Origin of the sequence: Alteromonas macleodii ATCC 27126, from assembly GCF_000172635.2 — a bacterium.
Taxonomy (GTDB): Bacteria; Pseudomonadota; Gammaproteobacteria; order Enterobacterales; family Alteromonadaceae; genus Alteromonas; species Alteromonas macleodii.
Genome location: NC_018632.1, coordinates 2,848,488 through 2,860,976, shown reverse-complemented (window position 1 = coordinate 2,860,976; position 12,489 = coordinate 2,848,488). Strand labels below are relative to the sequence as shown.

General features: G+C 44.4%; 4 protein-coding genes and 4 rRNA genes. 6 read left to right on the top strand and 2 right to left on the bottom strand.

Annotated features, from left to right (window positions below; all coding sequences use genetic code 11):
* The first annotated feature begins 310 nt into the window (after positions 1-310).
* The 6 genes from MASE_RS12235 to MASE_RS12210 all read left to right on the top strand — a co-directional run bounded on the left by MASE_RS12235 (position 311) and on the right by MASE_RS12210 (position 8,029).
* A 16S ribosomal RNA gene (locus MASE_RS12235) occupies positions 311-1,843 on the top strand.
* 273 nt (positions 1,844-2,116) lie between these two features.
* A 23S ribosomal RNA gene (locus tag MASE_RS12230) occupies positions 2,117-4,993 on the top strand.
* A 135-nt stretch (positions 4,994-5,128) separates the two neighbouring features.
* Positions 5,129-5,244: ribosomal RNA gene (rrf, locus tag MASE_RS12225) — 5S ribosomal RNA — on the top strand.
* 142 nt (positions 5,245-5,386) lie between these two features.
* A 5S ribosomal RNA gene (gene rrf, locus MASE_RS12220) occupies positions 5,387-5,502 on the top strand.
* The 16S, 23S and 5S rRNA genes sit together here, the layout of an rRNA operon.
* Before the next feature lie 684 nt (positions 5,503-6,186).
* On the top strand, positions 6,187-6,924 hold the full coding sequence (locus tag MASE_RS12215) for a substrate-binding periplasmic protein (protein WP_014950058.1): 738 nt from the start codon (positions 6,187-6,189) through the stop codon (positions 6,922-6,924).
* A 136-nt stretch (positions 6,925-7,060) separates the two neighbouring features.
* Positions 7,061-8,029 (top strand): sensor domain-containing diguanylate cyclase, encoded by a 969-nt coding sequence (locus MASE_RS12210; RefSeq protein WP_014950057.1) that lies wholly within the window; start codon positions 7,061-7,063, stop codon positions 8,027-8,029.
* Between the two features lie 645 nt (positions 8,030-8,674).
* Here MASE_RS12210 and MASE_RS12205 read toward each other — a convergent pair.
* Both MASE_RS12205 and MASE_RS12200 read right to left on the bottom strand, forming a co-directional pair.
* On the bottom strand, positions 8,675-9,013 hold the full coding sequence (locus MASE_RS12205; RefSeq protein WP_014950056.1) for a DP-EP family protein: 339 nt from the start codon (positions 9,011-9,013) through the stop codon (positions 8,675-8,677).
* Entirely contained in the window at positions 8,991-12,341 is a 3,351-nt protein-coding gene (locus MASE_RS12200; RefSeq protein WP_232300869.1) for an nSTAND1 domain-containing NTPase, read from the bottom strand. Before MASE_RS12200 ends, MASE_RS12205 begins: the two co-directional genes overlap by 23 nt.
* Positions 12,342-12,489: the final 148 nt, after the last annotated feature.

Genomic DNA, 12,489 nt, shown 5'->3' with positions numbered 1-12,489 from the left:
GCGACCGAATGGTCGCTTTTTTTATATTTATTTAAAAAAGGGTGTTGACGATGCTACAGGAATGCGTAGAATGCGCGCCTCCTCAACAGGGAACAGCAAAACGCTAACAACTGATGAGGATGTCAAAAACCAAGTTTAAAAATAAATAAACAAAAGTTGTTGACAAAAAAAAGATGCGCTGTAAGATACGCATCCGCTTCGGGAGAGGCAGCTAGCAAAAGCTAGTAACGTTCTTTAAAAATTTAGACAAGACAATCTGTGTGGGCACTCGTTAAGAGTGTCACAACGACGATTCATATTTCGATATATTTAATTGAAGAGTTTGATCATGGCTCAGATTGAACGCTGGCGGCAGGCCTAACACATGCAAGTCGAACGGTAACATTTCTAGCTTGCTAGAAGATGACGAGTGGCGGACGGGTGAGTAATGCTTGGGAACTTGCCTTTGCGAGGGGGATAACAGTTGGAAACGACTGCTAATACCGCATAATGTCTTCGGACCAAACGGGGCTTCGGCTCCGGCGCAAAGAGAGGCCCAAGTGAGATTAGCTAGTTGGTAAGGTAACGGCTTACCAAGGCGACGATCTCTAGCTGTTCTGAGAGGAAGATCAGCCACACTGGGACTGAGACACGGCCCAGACTCCTACGGGAGGCAGCAGTGGGGAATATTGCACAATGGGGGAAACCCTGATGCAGCCATGCCGCGTGTGTGAAGAAGGCCTTCGGGTTGTAAAGCACTTTCAGTTGTGAGGAAAAGTTAGTAGTTAATACCTGCTAGCCGTGACGTTAACAACAGAAGAAGCACCGGCTAACTCCGTGCCAGCAGCCGCGGTAATACGGAGGGTGCGAGCGTTAATCGGAATTACTGGGCGTAAAGCGCACGCAGGCGGTTTGTTAAGCTAGATGTGAAAGCCCCGGGCTCAACCTGGGATGGTCATTTAGAACTGGCAGACTAGAGTCTTGGAGAGGGGAGTGGAATTCCAGGTGTAGCGGTGAAATGCGTAGATATCTGGAGGAACATCAGTGGCGAAGGCGACTCCCTGGCCAAAGACTGACGCTCATGTGCGAAAGTGTGGGTAGCGAACAGGATTAGATACCCTGGTAGTCCACACCGTAAACGCTGTCTACTAGCTGTGTGTGTCTTTAAGACGTGCGTAGCGAAGCTAACGCGCTAAGTAGACCGCCTGGGGAGTACGGCCGCAAGGTTAAAACTCAAATGAATTGACGGGGGCCCGCACAAGCGGTGGAGCATGTGGTTTAATTCGATGCAACGCGAAGAACCTTACCTACACTTGACATGCTGAGAAGTTACTAGAGATAGTTTCGTGCCTTCGGGAACTCAGACACAGGTGCTGCATGGCTGTCGTCAGCTCGTGTCGTGAGATGTTGGGTTAAGTCCCGCAACGAGCGCAACCCTTGTCCTTAGTTGCCAGCATTAAGTTGGGCACTCTAAGGAGACTGCCGGTGACAAACCGGAGGAAGGTGGGGACGACGTCAAGTCATCATGGCCCTTACGTGTAGGGCTACACACGTGCTACAATGGCATTTACAGAGGGAAGCGAGACAGTGATGTGGAGCGGACCCCTTAAAGAATGTCGTAGTCCGGATTGGAGTCTGCAACTCGACTCCATGAAGTCGGAATCGCTAGTAATCGCAGGTCAGAATACTGCGGTGAATACGTTCCCGGGCCTTGTACACACCGCCCGTCACACCATGGGAGTGGGATGCAAAAGAAGTAGTTAGTCTAACCTTCGGGAGGACGATTACCACTTTGTGTTTCATGACTGGGGTGAAGTCGTAACAAGGTAACCCTAGGGGAACCTGGGGTTGGATCACCTCCTTACCATTACGTCGAAAGACGCCTTGATGCAGTGCCTACACAGATAGTCTTGTTTTTATTGAACAAAACTTATGTTCTTTAACAATTTGGAAAGCTGATATTAATAGTAATCAATCAAAATTGAGTAACTGAGAAATCGAAAGATGACTTTTTACTCTACTTGACTGAATTGCTTGTTATCAATCGATGATTTGATAGCAAGGCAATTCTTCCGATTAGCTTGTCATTCATGCGACATAACTTAGACAGAAGTCAAAAGGCTGTTTGGGGTTGTATGGTTAAGTGACGAAGCGTATACGGTGGATGCCTTGGCAGTTAGAGGCGATGAAGGACGTGTAAGTCTGCGAAAAGCTGTGGTGAGCCGACAAAATGCATTTGAGCCACAGATGTCCGAATGGGGAAACCCACCTATTTATAGGTATCGTTAACTGAATACATAGGTTAACGAGGCAAACGAGGGGAACTGAAACATCTAAGTACCCTTAGGAAAAGAAATCAACCGAGATTCCCCTAGTAGCGGCGAGCGAACGGGGAGCAGCCCTTAAGCTGTTTAGAATTTAGTGGAATCCTTTGGGAAGAGGAGCGATACAAGGTGATAGCCCTGTACACGACGGATTCTTTACAGTGAAATCGAGTAGGTCGGGACACGTGTTATCTTGACTGAATATGGGGGGACCATCCTCCAAGGCTAAATACTCCTAACTGACCGATAGTGAACCAGTACCGTGAGGGAAAGGCGAAAAGAACCCCTGTGAGGGGAGTGAAATAGAACCTGAAACCGTATACGTACAAGCAGTGGGAGCCCTTCGGGGTGACTGCGTACCTTTTGTATAATGGGTCAGCGACTTATATTTAGTAGCAAGGTTAAGTGAATAACGGAGCCGTAGCGAAAGCGAGTGTTAACTGCGCGTTTAGTTGCTAGGTATAGACCCGAAACCCGGTGATCTAGCCATGGGCAGGTTGAAGGTTGAGTAACATCAACTGGAGGACCGAACCCACTAACGTTGAAAAGTTAGGGGATGACCTGTGGCTGGGGGTGAAAGGCCAATCAAACCGGGAGATAGCTGGTTCTCCCCGAAATCTATTTAGGTAGAGCCTCGGACGAATTCCATTGGGGGTAGAGCACTGTTAAGGCTAGGGGGTCATCCCGACTTACCAACCCTTTGCAAACTCCGAATACCAATGAGAACTATCCGGGAGACACACGGCGGGTGCTAACGTCCGTCGTGGAGAGGGAAACAACCCAGACCGCCAGCTAAGGTCCCAAAAATATTGCTAAGTGGGAAACGATGTGGGAAGGCATAGACAGCTAGGAGGTTGGCTTAGAAGCAGCCACCCTTTAAAGAAAGCGTAATAGCTCACTAGTCGAGTCGGCCTGCGCGGAAGATGTAACGGGGCTAAGCAATATACCGAAGCTGCGGCAGCATGTTTACATGCTGGGTAGGGGAGCGTTGTGTAAGTGGATGAAGGTGAGTTGTAAAGCTTGCTGGACATATCACAAGTGCGAATGCTGACATGAGTAACGATAATGGGAGTGAAAAACTCCCACGCCGGAAGACCAAGGTTTCCTGTCCCATGCTAATCAGGGCAGGGTAAGTCGGCCCCTAAGGCGAGGCAGAAATGCGTAGTCGATGGGAAACGGGTTAATATTCCCGTACTTATATAATCAGTGATGGAGGGACGGAGAAGGCTAGGCAAGCTTGGCGTTGGTTGTCCAAGTGAAAGTGAGTAGGCTGGAATTTTAGGTAAATCCGGAATTCTAAGGCCGAGACACGAGACGAGCTCCCAAGGGAGTGAAGTTGTTGATGCCCTGCTTCCAGGAAAAGCTTCTAAACTTATGATTATATGAACCGTACCCCAAACCGACACAGGTGGTCAGGTAGAGAATACTAAGGCGCTTGAGAGAACTCGGGTGAAGGAACTCGGCAAAATTGTACCGTAACTTCGGGAGAAGGTACGCCTCTGTTTGTGAACACTTCGCGTGGTAAGCAAATGGAGGCCGCAGTGACCAGGTGGCTGGGACTGTTTATTAAAAACACAGCACTCTGCAAACTCGTAAGAGGACGTATAGGGTGTGACACCTGCCCGGTGCCGGAAGGTTAATTGATGGGGTTAGTTTTCGGACGAAGCTCTTGATCGAAGCCCCGGTAAACGGCGGCCGTAACTATAACGGTCCTAAGGTAGCGAAATTCCTTGTCGGGTAAGTTCCGACCTGCACGAATGGTGTAACCATGGCCACGCTGTCTCCACCCGAGACTCAGTGAAATTGAAATCGCAGTGAAGATGCTGTGTACCCGCACCTAGACGGAAAGACCCCGTGAACCTTTACTACAGCTTGGCACTGAACATTGAACCTACATGTGTAGGATAGGTGGGAGGCTTTGAAGCACAGTCGCTAGATTGTGTGGAGCCGTCCTTGAAATACCACCCTTGTATGTTTGATGTTCTAACATTGTTCCCTTATCGGGAATGTGGACAGTGTCTGGTGGGTAGTTTGACTGGGGCGGTCTCCTCCCAAATAGTAACGGAGGAGCACGAAGGTTAGCTAATCACGGTCGGACATCGTGAGGTTAGTGCAATGGCATAAGCTAGCTTAACTGCGAGACAGACACGTCGAGCAGGTACGAAAGTAGGTCATAGTGATCCGGTGGTTCTGTATGGAAGGGCCATCGCTCAACGGATAAAAGGTACTCCGGGGATAACAGGCTGATACCGCCCAAGAGTTCATATCGACGGCGGTGTTTGGCACCTCGATGTCGGCTCATCACATCCTGGGGCTGAAGTCGGTCCCAAGGGTATGGCTGTTCGCCATTTAAAGTGGTACGCGAGCTGGGTTTAGAACGTCGTGAGACAGTTCGGTCCCTATCTGGTGTGGGCGTTGGATGATTGATGGGAGCTGCTCCTAGTACGAGAGGACCGGAGTGGACGAACCGCTGGTGTTCGGGTTGTCATGCCAATGGCATTGCCCGGTAGCTATGTTCGGAACGGATAACCGCTGAAAGCATCTAAGCGGGAAGCCGGCCCAAAGATGAGTCATCCCTGACCTTTAAGGTCTGGAAGGGTTGTTATAGACGATGACGTTGATAGGCAGGGTGTGGAAGCGTTGTAAGGCGTTAAGCTAACCTGTACTAATTGCCCGAGAGGCTTAACCATACAACGCCCAAGAAGCTTTAGGCTTCTGAGTGTTGTAGACAAGCTAAGCTCTGAAAAATGAGCAAAAAGTAGAGTGAAAAGTAGTTACTCACTGATTGAATTGATATCCAGTTTTCTAGATTGTTACCAGTTTTTCCTGGCAGCCATAGCGATACGGTACCACCTGATCCCATTCCGAACTCAGAAGTGAAACGTATTAGCGCCGATGGTAGTGTGGGGTTTCCCCATGTGAGAGTAGGACACTGCCAGGTCCCATTAAGAAGAACCCGCCTAACGGCGGGTTTTTTGCTTTATATAGAAGCTACAGCATTTTATGTATGCGAGCTCACAGAATTTAGTGAAGTTGATAGAGAATCAGCTTTACGCAGTAAACACTACTGCAAACCAGTTTTTCCTGGCAGCCATAGCGATACGGTACCACCTGATCCCATTCCGAACTCAGAAGTGAAACGTATTAGCGCCGATGGTAGTGTGGGGTTTCCCCATGTGAGAGTAGGACACTGCCAGGTCCCATTTAAAGAAACCCGCCTAGCGGCGGGTTTTTTGCGTCTGGAAGAAACAAATAATTGGGGTCAGAGTACATTAATACTTCTAATACTCCTCGAAATCAAAACAGCCCTTAACGAAATGCTCGAGAAATGAAAATGTACTCTGACCCCCAATTATGGGCAGCCTAAAGCCTCTATTTCCTTATCATAAAGAGGTTGAGGCACATCATCTCAAATATAGAATAATGGGGTCAGTGTACTTTTTTGACTCCCCCAGCAAAACCTCAAATTGGGGTCAGAGTGCATTTCTCAGATTTAGCGGCACTGGGGAATAATGGAATAACTATGTTCTGATGTTTAAAGTAATAAAGTACTCTGCCCCCATTTTTTAGAGATATACAAATCTACTCTGACCCCCAAATAAAGACGAGTTACTCTTCGGCCGTTTTCAATGCTTAGGCATTTCCAGAACGCATGTAATAAATAGTTCACTACATTCAATCAGCTGAAAATAATATAGGGGTTAGAGTACGTTATTACTTCCACTCTTTCTAAAGCGAAAAAATGTACTCTGACCCCATTTCTTGTGTGCTTGTGCTGTAAGCATATTTTGACTGGGAGAGATCTAGTAATAACATCTCCTTCCTATAATTTATTCACAAAATCCTATATAAATAATTTATCAGTGAATAAATCGGTAAAAATGTGAAACGTAAGGTTCTTTTAGGTTACTGCTTAATTCTTATTTCTTGGGCGTATTGCGCAAGCTCTGAAGAAAATTTAAAAACAGAAAAGTCTATTACGCTTGGTGTCGTTGAGTTCCCACCATTAGTGATTAAAGAACCCGACTCTTCGCGTTGTCATGGTGTAGCGATAGATGCAACTGTAGCTATATTGACTAAAATGAATTATCACGTGTTAGTTGAATGCATGCCTCCGGCCCGTTTGTTTGAACGTGTGAAGACCGGGAAGGTCGATGTCACAATTAATGTCAGAGGTACTTCAGCGTTAGATCAGAACGCTACATTTATAGACGCTCCATTTGTTTACTTATCTATTGTACTTCTACATAACGGACAACTTGCGGATGATAAGTCAATTTCGGCAATTCGCGGCTATGACTATTTAGGAATTCGACAGGCACTTCAGCAAGAAGGTTTTGAATTTTTTGATATGCCGACAAGTAGCGACGCGATTCACCTTTTTGATGTTGGAAGAACGTCTTATCTAGTTAGCTACAAACAACCCTATCAATTTTATACAGAGTCCTTAGGTAGTCGATTGGTTGAGGTAAGTATTTCAGACAAATTGACCGTACCTTCCTATTTTGCAGTTTCAAATCACAGCAGATACAAAGATGAACTTGTTGATAGTTTGAATCTGGTTACTACACATATAAGTGACTCTACAATATTAGAATCCTATCGAAGTGCGAATAAATAACTATTTCCTTTTGCTTCCTAAATTTAAAAAATCACTTAAAAACAGTAATTTAAAGAGGAAGGTGTTCGGAAGGTACGTTTAATAATATCAACGTAATCTTGTATGCAATTCAGGGCCTATAGAGCGGAATATTGGAATGCGTACATCAATGTTAAGTAAAAACAAATCGACAACATCCCACCTTGAACTGTTCAATTTCTACAAAGACAGTTCTCTTGCAAGAATGATAAATTTTATCAATGAGGCAATAGTCGTTGTAGATAGCAATGGCACAATGGAAATGGTTAATACCAATGCCTCTTCACTCTTGGGCTTGTCTCGTGATGAACTTTTAAGTGAAAATTTACTTAATTTCATAAATGATGAAACGGGTCAAATACAAAGCCATGTCATTCAGTGTTTAGATAACGCTGCGCAGAATGCTCTAGAAACGCCACCCTTCGAAGTTTCTCTTACGCAAAGAAGTCAGTCGCACCGAGATATTAGTGTAGAAATCTCAGTTTCATCGTTGCCAGAAGAGCTATCGTCTAGTAACTCGTTATTCTTCTGCATTCTACGTGACCTGACGCTCCATAAAGCCGAGTACGCTGCATTGAAAAGAAAGGCAGAAACTGACTTTTTAACAGGATTGGCGAATCGTCACAAATTCTCGGACTACTTAAGTAGCCAATGGACTAAATGCAGTAGCGAGGGGTCACCGTTAAGTGTCATTTTAATCGACATAGACCACTTTAAAGCTTTTAATGACGAGTATGGTCATATAGCTGGAGATCGTTGTTTGAAACGTATTGGTGAACTTCTGAGTTTAAGTATGCCTAACCGTGACACCCTGGCGGCACGTTATGGTGGAGAAGAGTTTGCGATTATTTTACCCAATTGCGCTTCACAAACCGCCCAATTATTGGCTATACGAATAAAGCGTCACCTTGCCCAGCTGAGCGCCAGGCACTTCGTACTGGCATCGAATAAAAAGCTCACTGTTAGTATGGGGGTGGCAACGAATGAAAATCAACGCTATGAGAACATAACATCGCTATTGCAGGCGGCCGATACGCTTTTGTATCAAGCCAAATCTCGTGGAAGGGACCAAATATGCTTCCTCTAGATTTAAGTGATGGTGCTAGTTACTAATATAAAAAACGCGTTGCTCTAGGCAGAGGCTGGTGAGCTAGGATATTTACAATCGACTGTTAAAACACAAATTGCATAAAAACGTGAGTGTTGATTATTAATAGTTCAATGCCGAGCCCATGATGCATAACGCAGTATTCCAGCCTCAGTTAGCATCGATTAAACTAAGATACTCACGAATTTAAAATCATTTGGACTTGTTGCGTTGCCACTGGTTGTTAGAGGCTTCTCATAGCTTTAAGGTTTGAATTTGTCTATTTCAGCTCTGAATCAAACGGCTATCAAGCTCAAGCGCGATAGGTAAAGCCAATGGTTTTTTGATGCGGATGGTGTGCTCAAAGCTTAAATATGAATGCAGCTAAGTTATTACATGTCGCAAGTATTCAGGACTAAAAGCCTATCAGAAAAAACACTCATTTTTAGGCATGAAGTTGATGTTGAGCGTTTAGTTAGTGCGTGAGAGGGAGAGTCTGAACGATAGTAGCAAGCACGAGCTGTTCGTGAAAATGTACTTGCTACGTGCTTTTTCAGATAAAGATAAGCGCGCCGAAAAAAATACCTAGACGTCATATCTTGTGGAGTAAAAATCACTTTGATAGGTACCCCAGAATCTACCTATTTAAACAGGCTCGTTTTTTACTTGAGGGTCTGGGCTAATAAATCCGGTAACTAGTTTTACGCAAATCGCGTTTTCTTCGTCAGCGTCTGAATCAGTAATAACAATGCACCTACCCGAATCCTTAATTTCCCAAGTTAAATCCCCTTCAGGATCATTCGTTATTTCGGGGGCTAAAAACACCATGGCAGCTGGGGTATCTGAGGTAAGAGTATAAGTTATAGTTGTATTCGGCACAGTAACGGTAATGGGCGACTCTGGAGCACCGCCCTCCGGTATAATGGTAAAAACTCCTTCTGCGTCAACGGAAACGCTGTAGTTATAGTTCGGTGGTGTTGTCATTGTTCAAATCCTTATTGATGTTGGTAAAATAAAGTGGCATCGGTACTTTCATAAGAGCGAGTTGCCTTCGTACTTTGGCTACTACTGTTTGTTTATTTAAACAGTATCCCGCGAATACATGGGCTTGTAAGAATAAAGGGTGTTTACTTGTGTTGACTACCGAGTTTGTAAGAGAAAACAGTGTTTCACATTCCTTTTGAACTATATCTATATTTTTTCCCTCATCGTTGAGCGTTTGGCGAATACTCGCGATTTGGTATAGGACATAGTTTTCTAATTCCCTAACATTTATGAATTCTGCCTTAATATTCTTATTTAAATTCTCTTCAATGGCGTGCTCTATATTTATTTGAGCTAGCAAATTTCTACTGATTTGCCATTCCTGACGATATTGGTAAGAGAGGACTGCGTAAATCTTCGAAGAGAGGCGTGCTCCATCTCTTAACAGTTCATCAATAGTGATATCTTGTTTTACATTTTGATTGTGTAATGCAGAGATTGGGTTTAGTGATCTGTGGTAGTCCAGTAACGCCCTGGCATGTTTATAGTACGACTGCCATGAACTGTTTGCAGGGTCCTGCTCAAGTAATTGAATCAACAATTTTTTAGCATCATTTAAAAGTTCAATGGAAGTATTAAGGTCTTCAGTAAATTGGCTACTCTTTGCGGCATTCATTTTAATCAAACTAAGTGTTTCGATTATCTCTGCATTCCCTGAGTAGGTAGATAGACTTTTCTCTAAAATAGCTTCTGCTTTCGCAAAGGTTAATTGTGCTTCGTTAATACGGCCCTTGTGAATGTGTGTAGACGCGATCCAAGAATAAGTATCTGCAACTGCGGTTGCGGTAATAATAGGTGACTCTGATTTTTCAAAAAGTTTTTGCTTATAAGCCAGAGATGATTCGAAGAACGAAAGAGCTTTGTCAAAATCTTGTCGACGAAACGCGACACTACCAATCGAGTTAGTTGCATAACTCAGCTCTAGCAAAGCATCCGAATTGTTGGGGGATACCTTCAGCATCTCCTCGCTAAAGCGCAAATAACGATTAAACTGCTCATCTGCCAGCGCAAAATTGTAGTTTCTTAATTCAATGTCTCCCAACCAGAATGCATTAGCGCCTGCCGCTAATAATAGTTTGAAGTTGTCGGGCTGCTCCTCAAGTAATGCGCCCAATCGCTTATCGGCTTCTTTATACAATTGCTGGGCAGTATCGGCATCATCGCGATAAAATCGCACTTCAGCCATTGCTTGCAAAGACAGAGCATGTTGGAAGCGAAGTTCAAAACTAGGCTTCGGCGTTGACGATCCAATCCATCCCGTTTGAATTTCTTGGGCTTGGGTGACGTATTTAAGCGCCTGTTCACTAATACCTTCTAGCAAATCCATTCGTTTTACGCTTCGAAGCTTATCGGCAAAATCGCCAATCATAAACCCCATCAGATTTTCGGCTTCCAATCGCTTTCGTTCAGCTAAAGCTTGAGAATGGTTACTGTGCAGCATAGCCGCAAAGGAAATAACAGATAGTGCGGCCAACAGTGCGGCAGTAAACGCTTTAAAGAGGCTTTTCCTTCTGAATTTACGCTGACTTTGATGAATAAGCTCCCGCTCTTCATTCGATAGTCGGATGTATTTTGCATCAAGAAGTGTCGAGGCATCTAGAAGCGGCTTTCCTGATTGAAGAAGATACGCGTCATCTTTGTCATTCTCTGCCCATGTTTTTGCCTGTTCATAAAGGGCTGCCTTAATTGAAAGTGTATTTTGGTGCTGTGCTATCCATTGCTGAACCCGCTCCCATTTTCTTAACACTGCCTCGTGAGCAACTTTGAAGCTGGCTTGCCCTTGATTTAAAAATGAAACGAAAAGGCGCTGTTCTACCATGAGCTCGACGAACCGACGCTCATCATCGCCTTTTAGCTCATCCCAACTGGCTGTTTTACTTGTCATCGTATTGCCCATTCCAGGCAAGTTAACAATAAGAGGAAGTACTGTGTTTAACGCATTTTGCACTGATGCAGGCATTTGGGAGTAGGTTGATTCGGCTTTGTGGCCGATGGCTCCATCGATTTTTCCTAGCGCGTAGTAGGTATTCCGTTTAAGTAAGTTACCGTCGCGTTGTAAGTAAAGCTCTTGGAGCGTGTACTGAAGAAGTGGAAGGCAATTGGGCTCTAGGCTTGCATCAGAAAGAATAACATCGTCGAGAGTGGCGTTTGTTGTCCCGTCGCGCTCCCATTGCAATTCTGCTGCCAGAGCGGGAAGCTTGATTATTTGACCAAGCTCACTTAACGAAGGTGGCGCTATATCTACATGCGCTCCCCGAGACTTATTTTTCATCAATACTTCGAAATTAGAAATAAGCGGGTAGAAGTCGTTTCTGCTAATTAAAACGACAAGAAAAAGGTTGCTTTGACTTAGTGTCTCTAAAAGTGTGAATACAGCCTGCTTGTCTTTGTGCTCTATTTTCGTGTCGGCGAGGAAAACTTCTAATCGGTCTAAAATGATTGCGTAAAAAGAGTAGGAGCTTTTTGTATGATGCTCGTGCTCTTCGCAATAACGCTCAACAATATCAACAATTGATTGCGGAGAAGTAAGCAGTTTGTCGGCAAGAAGCGATGCACTATAACCTTCAAAAACCGCTTTTTCGTCATTTCCCCAATCCAACATGTGAGCCGCTATCTCATCTATGATTGCAAATGGATTGCCGTTAGGGTTTATATCGGCAAGGTCAACGCTCAAGTAATCATGTGCATGCAACCCATTTACTCCTTGTTTTTCGAGTAACCTAGGTAAAAATCCGGCATGGATCAGCGAACTTTTGCCAGAACCACTTGGGCCAAGCACCATCAAAAGAGGTCGTTTACGATTGAAAAGTTCTGAACTGCGAGAAACTAAATCACGGATTAGTGCATCTCTGCCAAAGTAGACTTGGCTTTCGTTGGCAGAAAATGCATTCAGTCCAACATACGGCGAAGCATCTCGCCATTTAGTTTCAGAAGCTCGTGCCTGCTCATCACCTATAAAATGAACCTCAGCAACAATCCGGTATCCTCGTTTCCTGATAGTTTCAATATATTCAGGTGCTGAAGCTTTATCTCCTAATGCACGTCGCAAATTGGTAATAGCTTTGTGTACAGGGTTGTCTCCAACCACAGATCTAGGCCAGCACTGAGCAACGATCTCGTCAGAGGATACTACTTCTCCTTTTTGCTGACACAACAGCAGCAGAACATCCATGGTTTTCGGCTCTATAGTCCTCTTAAGCTTGCCGAGAGATAGAGTATTGCTGGTTACATCGACTTGCCATTGACCTAGATAAAATTGTTGCTTCACCGCGTTTACCCTGTACTTTTTGTAGGTACTGTACTTAACTTTTTCTGTTAACTTATTGTAAAAGTATGCAGATGCACTTTTGTTAATATAAAACCTTTTAATATCAATGTCATAAAAATTAATTGTAAAAAAATTAATTTTTGTGAAA

Coding starts and splice junctions, on each gene's coding strand:
- MASE_RS12205 (WP_014950056.1), bottom strand. CDS start 9,013: ATGACAACACCACCGAACTATAACTACAGCGTTTCCGTTGACGCAGAA.
- MASE_RS12210 (WP_014950057.1), top strand. CDS start 7,061: ATGCGTACATCAATGTTAAGTAAAAACAAATCGACAACATCCCACCTT.